21 protein-coding genes are annotated in these 19,841 nt (G+C 37.2%); 5 read left to right on the plus strand and 16 right to left on the minus strand.

All coding sequences use genetic code 11. The annotated features are described in order from the left end of the window. Positions 1-80: 80 nt before the first annotated feature. From ppdK to AR328_RS03535, 3 genes are read right to left on the minus strand one after another with little or no spacing between them, the layout of a single operon-like run. Positions 81-2,750: a pyruvate, phosphate dikinase gene (ppdK, locus tag AR328_RS03525; protein ID WP_066289833.1), complete on the minus strand. Its 2,670-nt coding sequence runs from the start codon at positions 2,748-2,750 to the stop codon at positions 81-83. A gap of 5 nt (positions 2,751-2,755) precedes the next feature. Beyond that, complete coding sequence (locus tag AR328_RS03530) at positions 2,756-3,568, minus strand: pyruvate, water dikinase regulatory protein (RefSeq protein ID WP_066289835.1); 813 nt, start codon at positions 3,566-3,568, stop codon at positions 2,756-2,758. A 21-nt stretch (positions 3,569-3,589) separates the two neighbouring features. After that, positions 3,590-4,222 carry a helix-turn-helix transcriptional regulator gene (locus AR328_RS03535; RefSeq protein ID WP_156422634.1) on the minus strand — a complete coding sequence of 211 codons (633 nt, stop codon included), beginning with the start codon at positions 4,220-4,222 and terminating at the stop codon, positions 3,590-3,592. 231 nt (positions 4,223-4,453) lie between these two features. Between AR328_RS03535 and AR328_RS03540 the strand changes: the two genes are divergently transcribed. Further along, the gene (locus tag AR328_RS03540) at positions 4,454-6,211 is read left to right on the plus strand and encodes a B12-binding domain-containing radical SAM protein (protein ID WP_066289843.1); all 1,758 of its coding nucleotides are present in this window, start codon (positions 4,454-4,456) and stop codon (positions 6,209-6,211) included. 42 nt (positions 6,212-6,253) lie between these two features. Here the strand turns inward: AR328_RS03540 and AR328_RS22750 are convergent, their stop codons facing one another. Beyond that, on the minus strand, positions 6,254-6,397 hold the full coding sequence (locus tag AR328_RS22750) for a hypothetical protein (RefSeq protein WP_197414398.1): 144 nt from the start codon (positions 6,395-6,397) through the stop codon (positions 6,254-6,256). Next, positions 6,397-6,558 (minus strand): transcriptional regulator, encoded by a 162-nt coding sequence (locus AR328_RS22755; RefSeq protein WP_066289845.1) that lies wholly within the window; start codon positions 6,556-6,558, stop codon positions 6,397-6,399. Before AR328_RS22755 ends, AR328_RS22750 begins: the two co-directional genes overlap by 1 nt. Positions 6,559-6,731: 173 nt before the next feature. Here AR328_RS22755 and AR328_RS03550 point away from each other — a divergent pair, with 173 nt between their 5' ends. Beyond that, complete coding sequence (locus AR328_RS03550) at positions 6,732-7,082, plus strand: DUF3905 domain-containing protein (RefSeq protein ID WP_066289848.1); 351 nt, start codon at positions 6,732-6,734, stop codon at positions 7,080-7,082. A gap of 45 nt (positions 7,083-7,127) precedes the next feature. Here AR328_RS03550 and AR328_RS03555 read toward each other — a convergent pair whose 3' ends face one another. Next, complete coding sequence (locus AR328_RS03555; RefSeq protein WP_066289854.1) at positions 7,128-8,492, minus strand: TrkH family potassium uptake protein; 1,365 nt, start codon at positions 8,490-8,492, stop codon at positions 7,128-7,130. 193 nt (positions 8,493-8,685) lie between these two features. On the opposite strand from AR328_RS03555, the gene AR328_RS03560 reads away from it, so the two are divergent. Continuing rightward, positions 8,686-8,883, plus strand: a complete 198-nt coding sequence (locus AR328_RS03560; RefSeq protein ID WP_066289859.1) for an alpha/beta-type small acid-soluble spore protein — start codon at positions 8,686-8,688, stop codon at positions 8,881-8,883. Positions 8,884-8,964: 81 nt separating this feature from the next. Here AR328_RS03560 and AR328_RS03565 read toward each other — a convergent pair whose 3' ends face one another. The 5 genes from AR328_RS03565 to AR328_RS03585 form a co-directional block, all read right to left on the minus strand. After that, positions 8,965-10,137 carry an anti-sigma factor domain-containing protein gene (locus AR328_RS03565; protein WP_066289862.1) on the minus strand — a complete coding sequence of 391 codons (1,173 nt, stop codon included), beginning with the start codon at positions 10,135-10,137 and terminating at the stop codon, positions 8,965-8,967. Then, on the minus strand, positions 10,134-10,862 hold the full coding sequence (gene sigI, locus AR328_RS03570) for an RNA polymerase sigma factor SigI (protein ID WP_442854422.1): 729 nt from the start codon (positions 10,860-10,862) through the stop codon (positions 10,134-10,136). Before sigI ends, AR328_RS03565 begins: the two co-directional genes overlap by 4 nt. Positions 10,863-11,018: 156 nt before the next feature. After that, positions 11,019-12,293: a DUF5667 domain-containing protein gene (locus AR328_RS03575; protein WP_066289872.1), complete on the minus strand. Its 1,275-nt coding sequence runs from the start codon at positions 12,291-12,293 to the stop codon at positions 11,019-11,021. A gap of 159 nt (positions 12,294-12,452) precedes the next feature. Further along, positions 12,453-12,926, minus strand: a complete 474-nt coding sequence (locus AR328_RS03580) for a hypothetical protein (protein WP_066289877.1) — start codon at positions 12,924-12,926, stop codon at positions 12,453-12,455. Between the two features lie 204 nt (positions 12,927-13,130). Further along, complete coding sequence (locus tag AR328_RS03585) at positions 13,131-14,711, minus strand: peptide chain release factor 3 (protein WP_066289880.1); 1,581 nt, start codon at positions 14,709-14,711, stop codon at positions 13,131-13,133. Between the two features lie 190 nt (positions 14,712-14,901). Between AR328_RS03585 and AR328_RS03590 the strand changes: the two genes are divergently transcribed. Beyond that, positions 14,902-15,777, plus strand: coding sequence for a metal-dependent hydrolase (locus tag AR328_RS03590; protein ID WP_066290183.1), 876 nt, complete (start codon positions 14,902-14,904; stop codon positions 15,775-15,777). Positions 15,778-15,814: 37 nt separating this feature from the next. On the opposite strand, the gene AR328_RS03595 is transcribed toward AR328_RS03590, so the two are convergent. The 5 genes from AR328_RS03595 to AR328_RS03605 form a co-directional block, all read right to left on the minus strand. Next, positions 15,815-16,417, minus strand: coding sequence for a cell wall hydrolase (locus AR328_RS03595; RefSeq protein WP_066289885.1), 603 nt, complete (start codon positions 16,415-16,417; stop codon positions 15,815-15,817). A gap of 257 nt (positions 16,418-16,674) precedes the next feature. Next, a complete protein-coding gene (locus AR328_RS22070) occupies positions 16,675-16,803 on the minus strand; it encodes a YjcZ family sporulation protein (RefSeq protein ID WP_082677107.1) in 129 nt (42 codons plus the stop codon). Between the two features lie 41 nt (positions 16,804-16,844). Beyond that, complete coding sequence (locus AR328_RS22075; RefSeq protein ID WP_082677108.1) at positions 16,845-16,955, minus strand: YjcZ family sporulation protein; 111 nt, start codon at positions 16,953-16,955, stop codon at positions 16,845-16,847. 213 nt (positions 16,956-17,168) lie between these two features. Further along, entirely contained in the window at positions 17,169-18,704 is a 1,536-nt protein-coding gene (locus AR328_RS03600; protein ID WP_066289887.1) for a flotillin family protein, read from the minus strand. 21 nt (positions 18,705-18,725) lie between these two features. Continuing rightward, a complete protein-coding gene (locus AR328_RS03605) occupies positions 18,726-19,244 on the minus strand; it encodes an NfeD family protein (protein WP_066290186.1) in 519 nt (172 codons plus the stop codon). A gap of 257 nt (positions 19,245-19,501) precedes the next feature. Here AR328_RS03605 and AR328_RS03610 point away from each other — a divergent pair, with 257 nt between their 5' ends. Continuing rightward, a complete protein-coding gene (locus tag AR328_RS03610) occupies positions 19,502-19,807 on the plus strand; it encodes a hypothetical protein (protein WP_066289889.1) in 306 nt (101 codons plus the stop codon). Positions 19,808-19,841: the final 34 nt, after the last annotated feature.

Raw genomic sequence — 19,841 nt, forward strand, 5'->3', positions numbered from 1 at the left:
AAGGGTATGACATTATATTTTTTGAAAATTTTTTACATAGAAAATAGGACAGTAGCGAAATGATACTGTCCTTCATTGAATTAAGCGTTCGTATAAGCTTTAGCTTTATTATTTTCATGGCGAATCGTTGCCTGAGCAGCTGCTAATCGTGCTAATGGCACACGATAAGGCGAACAGCTGACATAATCAAGCCCTGTCTTATAGAAGAACTCAATCGAGCTTTTCTCTCCCCCATGTTCCCCGCAAATACCTGTTTTTAGCTTTGGTTTTGTTTCTCTTCCAAGTTGAACGGCTGTTTCTACAAGCTTTCCAACGCCATTTTGGTCAAGGGCTGCAAATGGGTTTTCCGGAAGAACTTTATTCTCAATATAAGCTTGAAGGAATTTCCCCTCTGCATCGTCACGGCTGTATCCAAATGTTGTTTGCGTTAAATCATTAGTTCCAAAGGAGAAGAAATCGGCTTCCATCGCAATTTCGTCAGCCGTCAAAGCAGCACGTGGAATTTCTATCATTGTACCGATTGTATATTTAATCTCCTTGCCTGTTTCTGCTTGAACATAATTTGCGGCGTCGATCACTACTTGACGCATTTGCTTCAGTTCATTCACATGACCAACTAGCGGGATCATGATTTCTGGCTGAACATCTATTGATCTTTCAGCTAGCTTAGCTGCAGCATAGAAAATCGCCTTTGCCTGCATTTCATAGATTTCTGGATACATCATTCCTAGACGGCAGCCGCGAAGTCCAAGCATCGGATTATACTCATCTAATTGCCGTACCTTCTTAAGCAATTGCTCTTTTTGCTTTAATTCCTTCGATTCCGGATCTAATATTTGAAGCCTTGTCACTTCAACGAGAAGCTCCTCTTTATGAGGCAAGAACTCATGAAGCGGAGGGTCAAGTAAACGGACATTTACCGGATATCCTTGCATCGCTTCAAAAATCCCTTCAAAATCCCCTTGCTGCATCGGTAAAAGCTGTTCAAGTGCTTCCATTCTCTCTTTGAAGTTTTCCGCTAATATCATTTTTTGAACAATTGGCACCCGCTTACTATCCATAAACATATGTTCCGTCCTGCATAAACCAATACCTTCCGCGCCAAATTCGAAGGCTTTTTTCGTATCCTCTGGATTATCAGCATTAGCCCGAACGGTAATATTACGCTTTTCATCTGCCCAGCCAAGCAATCGCTGAAATTCTTCCGACAGCTCTGGATCAATCATCGGGACTTCACCGAGAATGATTTCGCCAGTTGAACCATCAATGGTTATGACATCACCATACTCAATCACTTTTTCGAAAGCGACAAATCGCTTCCCTTTTACATCGATTTTTAACGCTTCACATCCGCATATACAAGCCTTCCCCATTCCTCTGGCAACAACGGCAGCATGACTAGTCATACCTCCTCTGCTTGTCAAAATGGCTTGTGCAGCGACAATCCCATGGATGTCATCAGGGGTGGTTTCAGGTCGAACAAGAATTACCTTCTTGCCTTCATTTGCCAATTGTTCTGCTTCATCAGCATCAAAAACTACTTGACCTGTTGCAGCACCAGGAGAAGCCGGAAGACCTTTTGCTAGAATAGTCTTTACTGCTGAGTCATCAATCCTGCGGTGAAGAAGCTGATTTAACTGATCAGGATCCACACGAAGAAGTGCCGTTTCTTTATCAATAATCCCTTCATCTACCATTTCTACAGCAATTCGAATGGCAGCTTGAGCTGTTCTCTTGCCGTTTCGGGTTTGAAGAATAAATAGCTTACCCTTTTCAACCGTAAACTCAATATCCTGCATTTCTTGATAATGCTGCTCGAGCTGCTGAGAGGTTCGAATAAATTGCTCAAACACTTCCGGCATTTCTTCCTTTAACGTTCGAATTGGCTGTGGAGTTCGGATTCCTGCAACAACGTCCTCTCCTTGAGCATTAATTAAATACTCACCATAAAGCACCGGTTCTCCCGTTGACGGATTCCTTGTAAATGCAACACCCGTCCCCGAGTCATTCCCCATATTGCCAAATACCATACTTTGAATATTTACAGCTGTTCCAAGATGGTCAGGGATTTTGTTCAGGCGGCGGTAAACGATTGCACGCTGATTATTCCAAGAGTTGAATACGGCATGGATAGCAAGGAATAGCTGCTCCTTTGGATCCTCTGGAAATGCATTTCTCGTATGTTTCTTCACAATTTCTTTATAACCGGCAATCACTTCTTGCCAATCTTCAGTTGTCAATTCAGGGTCAGCCGTGTATCCTTTTTGTTCACGCGTTTCTTCTAATAATTGCTCAAAAAAATACGTGTCAATTTCAAGGACAACATTGCTGAACATTTGAATAAATCTGCGGTAGGAATCATACGCAAAACGGGGATTATTTGTTAAATTCGCCAAACCAATAACCGTTTCGTCATTCATTCCAAGGTTTAAGATCGTATCCATCATTCCAGGCATAGAAAAAACGGAACCTGAGCGCACGGAAACAAGTAAAGGATTATCAGCGTCTCCCAACTTTTTTCCCATTTTCTCTTCTAGTCGGGATAGAGCTTCTAAAGTTTGCAGTTCAACTGAAGAAGGAATCGTTTTGCTAGATTCATAATATGCATTGCATGCTTCAGTTGTAATCGTAAAACCTGATGGCACCGGCAAGCCGATATTTGTCATTTCTGCTAGATTTGCTCCTTTACCACCGAGTAAATCTTTCATATTCCCATTGCCTTCTTGAAATAAATAAACGAATTTCCCCATGATTATTAGCTCCTCTCCTTTTTTAACACTTCTAGAATTAACCCTGCTGTTTCTTCCACTGCCTTATTCGATACATTAATAATTGGACATCCCACACGCTTCATAATTTTCTCGGCATAATCCAATTCATCAAGGATCCGTTCGAAGCTGGCATAGTTTGCTTGAGAGGCAAGTCCCAGCGCCTTAAGCCGCTCCTTGCGAATTTCATTTAATTTATCTGGTGAAATAATTAACCCAATACAATTCTTTCGTGGAATTTCGAATAGCTCGTCTGGAGGCGGAACCTCTGGAACTAGTGGAACATTTGCAACCTTAAACCGTTTATGTGCCAAGTACATCGATAATGGGGTTTTAGACGTTCTCGAAACACCAATCAAGACAATGTCTGCCTTAGTTATCCCCCGCGGATCACGCCCATCGTCATATTTAACGGCAAATTCAATTGCTTCAATCTTTCTAAAATATTCTTCATCCAGCATCCTCATTAACCCAGGACTATGATGCGGCTCTTTGTTAAACTGTGTTTGAAATGCATTCATTAGTGGGTTTAATAAATCAACGGCTATAATTCCTTCTTCCTTAGCTCTTTTATCTAAATGCTCCTTTAGGGCTGGAACAACAATCGTATAAGCAATGATCGAATGGTCTTTACTTGCTAGATTAATAATATCTTCAATATCCTCTATATCATCTACATATGAATTTCTGCGAATATCAATTCGACTGCCATTAAACTGAGTCGCTACCGCCTTTACGACAAACTCTGCGGTTTCCCCAACGGAGTCTGACACGACATAAACTATTTCCTTTCGATTCAACCTTTAGCAACCCCCTTGAGCTTATTTTTCTACCATTTCGATATATGCGCGAGTTAATGTCGTTTTTGTTATTCTTCCTAACAGTAAATACGTATTGCTTTTCTCCTCAACTTCTTTTACGACTGGTAAAGAATCAATATGAAAAGCAATCATTTTTTTGGCAGCCTCAAGCAATGTTTCTTCGGGATCAATCGTTTTAATATTTGGCATTCTCGTCATGATTACACTTACTGGCAGTTCTTGAAGATTTTTGTTCCCAAGTGATGCCCTTAGTAAATCTTTTCTTGAAACAACACCTGCTAAATGTCCCTCAGAATCAACTGCATAAAGCGTACCAACATCTTCTAAAAACAACTGGACAATTGCATCATAAACAGAGGTCGAGCTTTCAACTACGATTGGATGTGCTTTAAAATCCTTTACCTTTTGATTGATAAACTTTTCTGCCTGGCGCATGACTTGATATTCCTCATTATAGAAATAGCCTACTCGGGGCCTGGCATCTATATTTCCAGTTCTTGTGAGTATAGCAAGGTCTGGGCGTAAGGCAGCCCTTGAAAGGGAGAGCATTTTAGCGATTTCATTACCTGTTATTGGGCCGTTACGTTTTACTATTTGAAGAATCTCATCCTGGCGATTGGATAATTTAATCATCACCACCCCCTAACAAAGATAGTATGTATTATTTTATATTACTATTATAATTATGACATACTTATTTGTATATAGTATATCATATTTATTTTTCATACTTTTTCAAAATTGTTAAATTATCACTCATTAAATGATTGCCTCAATGGATGATACGTTTCTCATCTTCCTATTTTGTCTACAATAAGTTATAATAATATGTTGTTATTTAATACTCTTAAAGGAGTTTCTTTCATGAAGATAATTTGTTCTACATTAAATGCAAAATATATTCACACGAATATTGCCATACGTTATTTAAAGGCTTATGCAAGCCCTGAATTTCATATAGAAATTGCTGAATATACAATCAAAGACCCCATTATGAATATCGTGACCGATTTAATTCGAAAGAAGCCGGATGTAATCGGATTTAGCTGTTATATTTGGAATATCGAAGAAACGATTAAAGTAGTTAATATGATCAAAAAGATTAACCCAGCTATTCAAATTGTCGTTGGCGGTCCTGAGGTTTCCTATGATGTTCTCGACTGGATGAAAGAGGTTAAGGATTTTGACTACATTGTCATTGGCGAAGGGGAAGAAACATTTAAGCAATTACTTTCAGGAATCCAAGGAGAATTGGAAATTGAGCAAATACATGGAGTTGCTTATCGTAAGGATGGAGAGATCAAAATCAATCCTCAGCGAAATAAGCTGGATCTCAGGGAATTACCATCTCCCTTCAGATTTGCAGAAGATATCCCTCACCTTGCCAAGCGTGTTACGTATATTGAGACAAGTCGCGGCTGCCCTTTTAGCTGTCAATTCTGCCTCTCATCGATAGAGGTTGGGGTTCGGTATTTCGACCGTGAAAAGATTAAAGACGATATTCGCTATTTAATGAAAAACGGCGCTAAAACAATTAAGTTTGTCGATCGGACGTTTAATATTAGCAGAAGCTATGCGATGGAAATGTTTCAATTTTTAATAGATGAGCATTTGCCAGGAACTGTTTTTCAGTTTGAAATTACAGCAGATATTATGAGGCCAGAAGTCATTGAATTTCTAAATAAAGAGGCGCCAGCAGGCTTATTCCGTTTTGAAATAGGCGTCCAATCAACGAATGACTATACAAATGAGCTTGTTATGAGAAAGCAGAACTTCGAGAAGCTTTCACGGACAGTGACAATGGTGAAAGACGGCGGAAAAATAGACCAGCATTTAGATTTAATTGCCGGGCTTCCAGAGGAAGATTATCACTCCTTCCGAAAAACATTTAATGATGTTTTCGCGATGAGGCCAGAAGAATTGCAGCTTGGTTTCTTAAAATTATTAAGGGGGACCGGCCTGCGCTTGAGAGCTGCTCAGCATAAGTATGTTTATATGGATCATTCACCGTATGAAATGCTCGGAAATAATGTATTATCCTTTGACGACATTATCCGAATTAAACAAGTTGAAGATGTATTAGAGAAATATTGGAATGACCATAGAATGGATTTCACTGTTGAATATTTAGTAACGAAATCATTCTCATCCCCATTTGACTTCTTTCAAGAGTTTGGCAGCTATTGGGAGGAAAGTGGCTGGTCAAGAATTGGCCATCAGCTAGAGGATTTATTTAGAAGACTTTATGAATTTCTTCAATATAAGAAAATCGCCGACTTAGATATTATAGAAGGTTTAATGAAGTATGATTATTTAATCAGACAAAAATATAAACCGAGAAAGCCGTGGTGGGGCCCTGATGCATCCGCTAGCTATGATAAAGCGGAAAGGTCTGTCATTTACCAGGACATTATCAAAAATCCATCCATTTTAGGCTCCGAATTTGTTGAAATCGGTCTGAACGAAAAGGATATTTATAAGCACACACTTATCGAAAAGCTTACGTTTGATCTCGATAAATATTTAACTACCGGGGAAATCAACAAAAAGCCGACTTCTATCCTGACATATTTTGATTCAAGAAATGAAAAATCTTTCATTTTTTCTTCTTCTAAAAATTAGTAATACTAATCAGCCCCCTGCAATTAGCAGCGGGCTGATTTATTATCTTTTCTTTTTTCTATTGCTTTTCTTTTCCTGATCTTCATTCATAAAGGGAAGCTCATAAAGCTTACTCGCATTAATATCGCCAAATTCGTTACCAAATTCAACATTGGCGTTTTTTTGTTTTTCTTTGTTTTTATTCATTACGATCTGCCCTTTCGCCCTTGCTTAGAATTACGGTTTGCCCCTTTCATCGGGTTTTCGCCTTGACTAAACTCCGCAGAGAATTCTGTTTCTTCTATATTTTTCTTTGGGGTTTTCGTATGTTTTAAAGCAGCATCAAATTGTGCTTTTCTTTTTGCCATTACTGAAGCCTCCTATTGGGAATGATACATTCTTATTGTTTTCTTAGAATTATTTTTCATTCAAAAAATAATTCCCTTAAATTTCATTTTGAAATAACTTATAAATCAGCTGATTCAACAAAACCTAGAAGAAGGCTAACTGTTTTCTATACAAAGGAAAAGGGATGATTTGAATGGATAATAAGAAGAAGGATGTTGGCAAGAATATTGGCATTGATGAGACTTTGCCTCATCAAATTGAAGCGCCTAGTTTCAAGGGAACAGGAATTAATATGGAAGCACCCTTTGAAAATTCACATGGCGTTGTCATTGGTGATAGCTTCTATTCTTCAGAAAATTCCCCTTTAGAAAATTGGAGCGAGGAAACGGATCCATCCATAATGGCTGGTGATGAATGGGTTCATCCGACAAATGATATAGGCTGGAATACGTCAGAAAACAAAGATCTGCTGGAAAGAAAAAAGCGGCCCCAGGGAGTTCCTTTTATGCACCCTACTCATGATGTGAGTAAGGGAACAGATTAAATGAACAAAAACAAAAAATCCGGGGTCCCACCCTGGATTTTTCGATTAACCTATAATAACTCTTTCTTTCGGGTAATGATAATTAGCTTTCTTTTTATTGCCTCCAATAATAAACAAAAAGGAAGTTAACCCGATTCTTCCAATGAACATCAAAACCATTAGAACACATTTTCCAAAAACGCTAAGATCTGAAGTAATCCCCAAAGACATGCCTACCGTACCAAACGCAGAGCAAACTTCAAAAAATATCTCAATAAGCTGATGCTGGCTATCAGAAATACTTAAAGCCACAACCGAAATAAAGCACATGACAATGGCTAAGAATGTAATAGCAAATGATTTCATAATATCATCTTCATGAAGTTCACGATTAAAGATCTTGATGTCACGATTCCCTTTTGCAAAGTGATAAATGAATAACATATTTAAAGCAAATGTTGTCGTCCGAATTCCCCCGCCAACAGAATTAGGGGATCCTCCAATAAACATAAGCAGACTCATAAGCAACAGCGTTGGCGTCGTGAATTCGTTAATATCCATTGTTGTAACTCCGGCGCTTCTCGTCGTGGCTGCCTGGAAAAAGGAATAGAAAAAGCTTTTATGCCATGTCATATCTTTAAAAAAATGTTGAAATTCAAATAACAAAATTAGGATTGTCCCAATTACGAGAAGAATTCCATATGTTACTGTCGTCAATCTTGTAAATAATGAAAAACGGAAAGGATGTTCGGACTCCATTTTTTTCCTAAATAAATAATCCTTTACTTCAATTAATACAGGGAACCCAATGGCTCCAAGAATAATTTGTATAATCGTTATTAGTTGCACAAAATAATCGCCCGCGTAAGGTGCAAGGGATTCTCCTGTAATATCCATCCCCGCGTTTGTTGTCGCACTTACCGATGCAAACAAACCATGTATAAATGCTTCCTGCCAAGTAGGATAATATTTCAAAAAATGAAATCCAAAAATAAGTGCTCCTAAAAGCTCAATAAAGAGAATAATCTTGATTATTTCTCTAATTAATATTACAAGCCCTGATAATGAAAATTGATTATTATCAACCATTATTAGTTGGCGTTCGCGCAATCCAATTTTTCGGCCCAAAATCATCCAGAAAAATGTGCTGATGGCCATTATGCCAATACCCCCGAATTGCAAGACGATCATAATGATAAAATACCCAAAAACACTATATGTTTCTGAAACATTAAAAACAGTCAAACCTGTGTCACTTACCACACTGACAGCTGTGAAGACTGTATCAATAAAAGCTACTTCGACCCCAGGTTTGTGAACTGCCGGGATACTAAATAATAGAATTGATACAGTTATTGCCAATAAATAATAGCCTGAAATAACCTTGGCAGGTGATAGCTTTTCCAGCCAGATTCGTACCTTTCTCCACATAAATCACATTTCCCTTCAATTCTTCTCATACCCTCTATCATAAAGAATAACTCTATATTATGAAAGTAATTCCTGCTTGGTTTTTTCCTTATCGAAAAATATTACCACTTATGATAAGACTGTTTTTAATCATACTACAATTACAGGGAAAATATCATCCTCTGTCATACCATTAAATAGGAGTTGTGAAGAAATGGCAAATAGTAGCAATAAATTATTAGTTCCCGGAATTGAACAATATTTAGATCAAGTTAAATATGAAATCGCACAAGAATTTGGCGTACACCTAGGTTCAGATACCGTATCTCGCGCAAATGGTTCAGTAGGCGGGGAGATTACGAAGAGATTAGTGAAGCAAGCACAGGCTCAGATGTCTGGAAATAATATTTAGCCAGAAGTGAATTTAACTGAATACATGATGGATTCAAAAAAAGTCCGGGTAAATGCACCGGACTTTTCATTTCGATTTACTTTAATCCCTATCTTTATCCTTCTTATTCTCGTTTTGATGCTTCCAATCCTTGTCATGATCACTCTTGCCATTGTTTTTTCCGTTGCCGTGATTGGAATTAGATTTTCCTTTATTATGCTCTTGGCCATTCGATTTTGATTGAGATTCTTTTCCATTTCCTCTTTGATTGGAAGGATTTCCTTCTTTATTATTCTGCTTATTTTTTTCATTATTATTTTTTTTTACATTTTCCTGTTTGTTGCCGTTGTTATTCTTGTTACGTTCCTCCTTTTTTTCTTGACCAGGAGGGATTGATTTTTCAAATTGACCTTTGTTTGAGTGGTCAGATGTATGACTTGGTTTAGAATTTTGTTCTTTTTTAAGCTGACCTGGCGGGATTGCAGAAGGTTTATCATTCTTAATATTTTTGTTTTCTATATTGTTAGTCTGTTGAGTTTGATCCGGCTTCTTATTTTCTTGTTCTTTCTGTTTATTAGACTCTAAATTGTTTTCTGTTTTCTTTTTCAATTGCGTTTCTTTATATGACCCAATGGATAATCCTTTTTCCTTCGCTTCTTTCCTATCATTAGTGGATGCATCCATAACCTTTACATCAAGCTTTTCCTTTTGAATATTCTCTTTAATTTCAGTAATTTCTTCGTCCCACTTCGCTTCAAGCTCTTTATTTTCTTTCTTTGTATTTACAGTGGCAATAACAATCTCATAATTCTCTCTAGCATATCCTTGATTTTTTATTTCCTCTATAATCTGACCCGTGATCACTTGAATATTTTTTTTCTTCCAATCATGAATGTGTTTAACTATTTGTTCCCCTTCTTCATTGTAAGGCAGAATGTCAATTACTTGAAACTTTTCATTAATCGCCAATTCAATACTAGGATTAATATCAATAGACATATAGGCATAAACCTCATTATTTCCATTGAAAGTAAAAACAGTCGAGGATACAAGCATAATCATTAAAGCTGCTGCTATGACTGCTTTAGCTTTAAAGCTTGAAAAAATGGAAAATAGTGACCGATGATTGGTCGAATCGGTACTTAATGGGTAAAATTCGATTTCCTGACCAATTTCGTATTGTCTATTAAGTTTTGCAGCACGCAGAAATTCACCTTCTGGGGTTAATAGTGTTAAAAAACGTTCATTTATTTCCATTATTATTCCTGTTTTCACGTTTCCAACACCCCTTTAATATAATCCCTTAAATACACATAATCACCAATTAATATGAGTGACATAGCAATTATGTATTTTCTATTTCTTTCAATTGTCTTTCTACTAATAGAAACATAGTTTTCGAGCTGTTTAATGGGCAATCTTTTCTTTTCAAGCAACATTTGTTTCAGCTCGCTATGTTCCGCAATCAATTGTGCTACCATCATTGCATTTTTTCTTGCATCCGCATGCTTTGGTGATTGCTGAAGTAAATCATTGAATGAAAGCTCGAATTGATTAAGAACTTCATTAAATTGAAGGATTTCTTCCCTTCTTAATTCTTCATCTGTTTTCCTTTTGTAATCATTTAATGAAAGCTCATTTTCAATCGTATTTCCAGTCTGATCTTCTTCTCTTTCATTTGCCGAGTAATCAAGCTTCAAAACTTGGTGCTTTGATTGAGTCCGAATGTAATCAATAACCCTTCTTTTAATTAAGACTTCAGAAAAACTTATTAATGAACTCCCTTTTTCAGGAGAATATTTTTGGATCGCTTCATTAAAAGCAATTAGACCTATACTGAATTCATCATCCGAGTCATGTATATATCTTTTACAAACGGATGACACGGTCTTAGCAATAAATGGTTTATATGAATGTATTAGTTCATTTTGTAGAATTGTATCGCCTTGCTGAATTAAATAAACTGTTTCTTCCATTGTTTTTTTTCGCTTTTTTGCCATGAACAACAAACCTAGCAATAGCCTCACCTCTTATCCAAAACACATTATATCATACGATGGCGAGGGACGTTTTTTAAGGGTGGGGCTGCATGATAAGGAAAAGAGAACTAATAAAAGTCCTCTTTTTCTTATATGTTTATATATCTTTACAAATTATTAGTCGTTTTTTCCATTGCCTTTATTTTCATGGTCCTTTTTATGTGAATGTTTTTGATCATGCTTTGCTGCTTGAGCCTGCTTTTCGGCTATTTTTACCTCTTTACGTTGTTCTTTTACTTCTTCACGAGCTTGCTTTGCTTCTTCACGGGCTTGCTTTGCTTCTTGTTTAGCAGCTTCACGCTTTTGTTTTTCTTCTTGTTTCACTAATTCACGGGCTTTTTTCTCTTCTGCCTTAGCTAATTCACGGGCTTGTTTTTCCTGTTGTTTCTTTAATTCATGTGCTTTTTTCGCCTCAGCACGCTCCTTAGCTTTCTCTGCTTTTTCCTTTTGCTTCTTATTTTCCCCTTCAGCTTGAGGAGTTTTCTCTTGGATTACAGCTTCATCATGATCCTTGTTTACAACTTCTTGATCTGTTTTATCAGCTTCTGCAGCTGTATTCTCATCCTTGCTTACTTCTACATTTGTTTTTTGGGAGATATCCTCTGATGCAACATCTATTCCATATTTTTCATTTAGTTTCTCAATCTTTTTCGCTAATTTCGCATAGCTTTTATCAATATTTTTTTGCAGTGCAGCCTTTGCAACTGGATTTTTCACCTTTTCCATTGCTGCTTTTAAAGCAATAATGTTCTGTGACATTAATTCTTGCAATTCATCGGCTGGCTTTTCTGCTTTCTCTACATCTACCTTCACTTCATCATTTGCAGACACTTCTTCAGCCTTAGTCTTTTCTGTATCGGTCTGTTCTGCTTTTTCAGTATCCTTCTCTGCTGGCTCTTCGCTCGTTGTAACCTCTTGCTCTTTATTTTCTACTTTTGATAAATTTTTTAACGCTTCTTCAATTACTTTCATTGCCTCTTCTTCTTTTTCTTTTGCAAAAAGAGCTTCAGCTTCTGCTAGTCGCTCTGCTGCAAATGTGGCTAGTAATTTAGCTTCCTTTTCATCGTCAAAAGTAAGGGCTAATTTGATTTTTTCTAAGGCAATTTTTGCAAAGTAGAAAAAGTTCCCAGGGACTAGAGATGGCTTTTCAGCACTCACCGCATCTTCTGTGCCTTCTTTATGATTCGTTTCTGCATCTAATTCTTTATTTTCAGTTTGGACTTCATTTTCATTTGTTTGATTGTCCAAAACTACCGTTTGATATTCTTCTTGGCTTTCTGTATTTTCGGCTGCCGACGTTAGTAAGGCAGAAAATGTAAATGTTCCTGCTAAGACTAATGCTAAAGTTCCTTTTGCTATTTTGTTTAATTCCTTAGTTGATAAAAATTTCAATTTATTTCACCTCATAGTTTTTTTCTGACTTTCTTAGCGGCCGCTATTTTCACTACAACTGTACGGAGATGATTAGATGGTTTTTGGGGGTTATTAGATAAAAAAATTAATAAACACAAAAAAAGCCTTAACAAAATTTGTTGTTAAAGCTAAAAAAACTTATAAGACACTTTGTTTCCTGACCGTTAATATTAACCACTTGACTAGAAACCCAATGACTAATCCTGGAATCAAAAAAAGCATAGGCAGAAACACTGGCCCAAATAACACCCCAAAAAGGGTAAGCTTTGTTGAATACATTAGCCCTACTGTAATAAAATAGGCACTAAAGACAAACGGAAGGTAGGAAAACTCTTCGGTTTTTGTCATGGCACTGCGATAGGCATCCCACATCGCAAACATATATAAACATGGATAAAACATTAACCATTGGAAATCAGTCACTTTGATCGCATTATCAATTTCCCCCATAAAGCTATACATGATGGCCATATTGAAATTGCTGTACACATTAATCATAAATTCGAGCACAACTAAAAATATGCCCTTCCATAATTGTCCCGATAATAACTGACTAAATCCAGGCAGAGCAATACTCCATAATATAGCTTCCACTTTTGTAAACGTTTTCATCTCATCACCAGCCAAGTTTCGATAGTATTATTTTGCTCTGGAACAGTGTTAAATATTTTCCATATCCCAAATAATTTCCAATTGAATTCCTACAACATTCGACAAATAAGCAAAAAAAAGTGAAAGAACAGCTTAAAATAAGCAGTCCTTTCACTTTTTCTCCATAATAAAGACTATATTTACCATACAAAATTAGAAAATATATTAATGCTCTGCATCCATCGGATTATACAATTTAATTTCTGGATTCTTTTCCTGGAACCAGCGAAGAGCGAAATCATTCTCGAATAAGAATACATTATGATCAAATCGGTCATGGACAAGAAGGCTTCTTGCGCTCGAAAGATTTTCATTCACATGATCTCCATCAACCCAGCGAACAATTTTTGAACCAATTCTCTCCATAATGACTTCTGTGTTATATTCATTTTTCATTCGATGCTCAAACACTTCAAACTGGAGCTGTCCAACCGCTCCCAAAAGTAAATCCTCAGTTTTAACTGTTTTATAAAGCTGAATTGCACCTTCTTGAACTAGCTGCTGAATCCCTTTATGGAAATGTTTTTGTTTCATCACGTTTTTCGCATAAACCCGAACAAAAAGCTCAGGCGTAAATTGCGGCAGCCGTTCAAATTGGAAATTATCTTTCCCTGATGTTAAAGTATCACCAATTTGATATGTTCCAGTATCATAGATCCCGATAATATCACCGCTGACAGCTACATCAACAGTGCTTCTATCATCTGCCATAAATTGCGTTGACTGTGCTAGCTTAATTTGTTTACCTAGTCTTGGGATATTCACAGACATCCCTCGCTCAAAACGGCCAGAACATATTCTAAGGAAAGCAATACGGTCACGATGTGCAGGATTCATATTAGCTTGGATTTTAAAGATAAAACCTGAAAAGCTTTCAGATAATGGATCAATCTCACCAGCAGTAGAGTTCCTCGCTTGCGGCGGCGGTGCAAACTGGAGATAGGACTCTAGAAATGTTTGTACCCCAAAGTTCGTTAAAGCACTGCCAAAGAAAACGGGAGTAAGTTCTCCCTCTTTTACTTTTTCTACAGAAAACTCGTTCCCAGCTTCATTTAAAAGCATAATCTCTTCGAGTGTTTGCTCATAAAGACCTGATTTCTTAATTGTATGATCACCATCAATTTCTCCATCTTCATTCAAGGGAAGGAAGCGATCACTTTCTTCAACACGGAATTGTTCAATTCGATTATTAAAACGATCATAAATTCCAAGGAATTCTTTCCCCATTCCAATCGGCCAATTCATCGGATATGATTGGATACCCATTACTTCTTCAAGCTCAGCTAGAAGCTCTAATGGAGATCTTCCTTGCCGGTCGAGTTTATTAATAAATGTGAATATAGGTATGCCCCTCATTCGGCATACTTTAAAAAGCTTTAATGTCTGCTCTTCTATCCCTTTTGCTGAGTCAATTATCATCACTGCACTGTCAACAGCAGTTAAAGTCCGGTACGTATCTTCACTGAAATCCTGATGCCCAGGTGTATCCAGGATATTTACACGTGCGCCGTTATAGTCAAATTGCATCACACTGGACGTAACGGATATTCCCCGCTGCTTCTCAATTTCCATCCAGTCACTTGTTGCATATTTTCCCGTCTTCTTTCCCTTTACAGTCCCAGCATCCCTGATTGCGCCCCCAAATAAAAGGAGCTTCTCCGTTAAGGTTGTTTTCCCTGCGTCCGGGTGAGAGATGATTGCAAAGGTTCTGCGTGATAATACTTCCTCTTTTAATTTATTGCCCATATATTTTCCTCACTGACTTTCAAATTTAATCGTACCTTTAATTTTATCATTTTTAAAAAACATATTGCAATACTGTATTCCATAACACATGACATTTTGCAAACGGTTATAAAAATAGCTTTGAAGGCAAATAGTGACTATAATTAAATTATCTATTAGACTTTAAATATTCAATCTGGAGTTGATTCTGCTGGATTCGATTACACATACTTTATTCGGGCTTGCCCTTTATGGAACTGTCGATAAAAAGGATTTGGATAAAAATCATAAAAGAGCTTATCTTGTAACTGCGGTCGGTGCAAGTCTAATTCCTGACATTGATGTCATATCAAGGATTTGGGATACAGAGGGCCTGTACCAAATGTGGCACCGAGGAATTACTCACTCTGTTTTCTTAACACCCATTTGGGCCCTGTTATTTTCACTCATTTGTTTGGCCATTTTTAAAATCAAAGATATGAAATTATTCCTGCTTGGATGGCTTGCTGTTTTCATACATAATACGAGCGATCTTTTTAATGCTTGGGGAACTGGGTATTTAGAGCCGTTTTCCTCTAAAAGGATTACATTTGGGACGATCCCAATCGTTGATTTAGTGTTTTGGGGAATTTTGGGGCTTGCTTTTATTTTTTCAAGAAAAGGGAAGAAAAAGCCTTCTTATTATTTTAAGCTTGCTTGGGCATTCATTGCCTTACATTTAATCGTTCAAACGACTCAAGGGTATATTATCTACAAGCAATATGATGATCAATATGAGCAAGTGGCTCTTTCTGCCGGTTTTATTCCATGGACTTTTTCTGTTATTACGATGAATGATAATCAGGTGACTATTTTTCAAGACAATCTTTTTCAGGACAAAAAGGTTCAATATGTTCTTGAATCTGCACCCGAAGCCGACTTAGACAAATTATTTGATGAGCGCCCGGAAGCAAAAACCCTTTATGAGTGGTCCCCATTCGTTGTGCTAGTAAACGATAAGGAGCGTCTCGGCTTATATGACCCACGATTTTATCGTAATGGACAATCATTTTTATTTGAATACATTGAGAAAAACGAAATAAGATGAGGACTTGAAACCCTCATCTTTGTTTTCACTCATTCCATTATTTCGCAAATCTGTGATTGCCAATAACGGTTGTGACTGTTTTTGTTCTTAACCATTTACTGTTTGTTTTATCAGGATTAAAGAAAAATACTGACTCATTTCCTTGTCCTTGAAGAGCTAAAGCTTCCATCACAGCTTTTTTTGAATCTTCACCAGAAGGCTCATTAATCGATCCATTATCAACGGGCTGGAATTGTCTTTTTTGATAGATTACATCTTTAATCTTATCAGGGAATCGGTCATCTTCTACCCGATTCAATACAACTAATGCGACAGCAACCTTTCCCTCGTGTGGTTCTCCTTTTGCCTCTGCATGTACAAGCCTTGCAAGAAGGTCTTTGTCAGCCTTTGAAATTGTTTTAGGTAAAATGAGCTTTTGACCAGGATGAATCTTATTCGACTTTAAGTAATTTATTTCCTTTAACTCCAGCTCAGATACTCCGTATTTCACTCCAATTTTAAAAAGGGAATCGCCTTTTTGAACAGTATATATACCTACATGATCTAATGTTTCAGCATTTACATGTGTATCCATTGATTGAATAAATTGGAATGAGAGCATCATGAATCCCGCTAGTATAGCTGCCACAAGCTTCTTCATTATATCTCCTCCTATTAGAAAAACCTTATTTGTATGATTAATTTCCTTTGCAAGTTACGTGCCAACATCTATTACCGTAACATACTTTAGCATTAGTCACCAAACCTTAATATTTTCCATGGGATGAAAGGAATAAGCAGGAAATTATTAATGGGAACATTCCCCATCTGTATAACCAGTTTATGTATGATTTAATGGACCAAATTCCCAAAAACAATCAAAAAAGCAAGAGAGTGTTTGCTCTCTTGCTTCCTTAATTAACAAAATCTAAAACATGATGCGCCTACGATGATAAGCAGAATAAACAGGACAACGATTAAAGCAAAACCGCCTCCAAATCCACCACATCCATAGCCGCCATATCCATAGCCGCCGCCGTAAAACATAAACTAATCTCCTCCTTATTTATTTACAAAATCATTTCTAATTAATAAACCCCATACCCTCCGAAGCCCCAAGAAGCCCCAATAATGATTAACAAGATAAACAATACAACAAGGAGAGCGAAGCCTCCACCACATGCAATTCCATCTGACATTTTCATATACCTCCTTTATTTGATTCTATATATCCTATTCAAATGAGCTAATGTGTGCGATAGACGAATGCACAATTTTTGGGTTATTTCATTAGGACAAACTATAAATCCTGTATTTATGCCTAATTTATAAAAATAAAAAAGGGAGGAAATCTAAACAGATCACCTCCCTTTCCTAAAAAATATAAATTTTACACAATGATAATAATCTAATTACTCTTCAGCTTTTGCTTCACTATCCTTCTTACTTGCTGCCAACTCACTAGATAGCTCATTTATGCTTTGACGAATATTTCCCTTTCCGGAAAAGTTTTCAATCAGCTCTTTTACATCAATACCAGATGATGCTTTCAAACTTTCTTGCATCGTGGACATTAAATTCGTTGCATATCCTGTTATTTTATTCGCACCGCCATTTTTCCCATCACTGCCAGTATCAACAACTGTAATCTTATCAATATTGGAAAGCGGAGTCGCCACTTGCTTCGCATACTCCGGAAGCATTTCCAATACCATATCCATAATAGCTGCCTGGCCATATTGCTCAAATGCTTCGGCGATTTTTCGTTTTGCTTCTGCTTCTGCAAGTCCTTTCAGGCGAATAATTTCTGCTTCTGCTTCCCCTTGTGCACGTTGAGATTCAGCTTTTGCCAATCCATCTACACGAACCCTTTCTGCTTCTGCACGTGCCTGGGCTTCAATTAAGTATTTGTTTGCATCCGCTTCTGCGATTTGCTTCTTCTTATTTGCTTCTGCAGCTTGCTCTACAGCATACCGGTCTGCATCTGCCTTCTTCTTTACTTCGGAATCATATTGACGTTCTCTTCTCAGTATTTCTTTTTCTTCTAATTCAATTTGTTTCTGGCGTTCAATAATCTTAATTTGCATTTCCTGCTCTGTAACTTCTTGCTTTGCGCGAGCTGTCTCTAAATCATAGGCTTGGTCTGCTCGAGCTTTTGCTACATCCTGCTCTCTGCGGTAATCAGCCATTTTCATTTGGTTTTCTTTCTCTGCTTCGGCTATTTCTGTTGCTCTTTCAAGCTCAGCCTTTTGTGCGTCCTTATCAGCTTCTGCACGTTTTATCCTCGTTTCCTTCTCAGCCTCTGCTGTTGCAATATCTGCATCCCGCTTCACCTGCGCAATTCTAGGCTTTCCTAAAGAGTCTAAATAACCGTTCTTATCGCGGACATCCTTAATTGTAAAGGAAACGATGATTAATCCCATTTTTGCAAGATCCTGTGATGCGACTCTTTGAACCTCTTGAGAAAACTTATCCCGATTTTTATAAATTTCTTCAACAGTCATCGAACCAAGAATCGATCTCAAATGGCCTTCAAGAACCTCTTTCGCTTCATTTTCCCGATCTTCCTTTGATTTTCCAAGAAATTGTTCTGCGGCCGTTGCAATTTCGCCAATGGAGCCGCCAATTTTAATGATTGCTGTCCCATCTGCCATAACAGGTACTCCCTGTTCTGTATAAACTTCAGGAGTCGATACCTCCAGTTTGCTTGATAGTAAGCTTAACGGCTGAGCCTGCTGGAACACCGGGAGCACAAATGTACCGCCGCCTCGAATAATTTTTATTTTATTTCCTGATTCATCAACATGTACATTTTTGCTGCCGAGATAGCTCCCTGTTACAATCAAAGCTTCGTCCGGACCAGCCGTCCTATACTTAGTAATAAAGATTCCTAATAAAGCAATTAATAAAAAAGCTGCAATTCCAATTACAATCCAAATCGTGAGCATACATTTTCCTCCAATCTAGTATTAATTTCGTGGGACAACATAAAGAACCCCGTCTTTAATGTCGATCACAAGCACTTTTTTTCCTTCTTCTATGACTTTGTTATCGAAGCTGGCAGCGGGCTTAGAAATCCTGCCGCTAATACTTTCAATCAAAACCTCTCCAAATCCATTCTCCGGAATTGGAATGATGACATTCCCCAATCTCCCTTTCAAAGAATCCTCTGTATATACAAGCGATTCCTCAGAATTGGCTAATGGAATTAGAACAAATACATTTAGCAAAGTATCTAGTATGATAGAAACAATGGCAGCAATGACCAAAATTAGAATACTGTTTAGCCCCGTTAAAGCTTCAAGAACATATCCAATAGCTGATAAAAAAGTTAAAAATGCTAAGAATAGTACCGGGTTAAGGAAGCCAGTTGCTTCAGATATCCCTTCAATCACATCACCGAAAAATAAATATAAGATAATTAAACTCCCCGAAATAATGAGCGTATACAAATAGATTGTTTGGATTTCGATTCCAAATATCTCCATCATTATTCAGGCCCTTTCCTTCTAATAATGACAGCCATTTGTATCTCCCCCTTTAATCATCTATTTAATTGCAGTATACCTTACTTACGGATAATGTGCGGAAATTGTTTCAATTTTTCGGAAAATAATTTTCAAATAACTATTTTAAGTGTCACTAAGATTCATAAACTTTGGCCTTTTTCTGTCATCTTCTAAATTCTTCATGCATACGATACTCAAGAGATTAGCCATTTCCTTACAGGAGGTATGCAAGAAGAGTGTCAAGGTCACAAAGGTATTCTAAAAAATCATATTTTGTATTAAAACGCTTCATTCTGTTCTTTTCCTTATGTATTTCAGCTTTTACTGCCTTGTATTTTTATTCTCAAAGCTTAATTAAGATTGAGGCGCCCGAAAAAGTGCTTGGAGAAAAAATCATTATTAAGCTGCCATCTGGGGATCATGTTTTTACATATGAGAACTTGATTGTAAACGAGGATGGCAAGCTATATTACAAAGGGGAACGAAATGAAATTGACCTAACCGGCGGAATCGTAACTTATGAGGAATGGGATGACAAATAAAAAGGGGAAGTCCCTAAACCTTCAGTTGAAGTTC

Source organism: Bacillus sp. FJAT-29937 (genome assembly GCF_001509555.1).
GTDB lineage: Bacteria > Bacillota > Bacilli > Bacillales > Cytobacillaceae > Cytobacillus.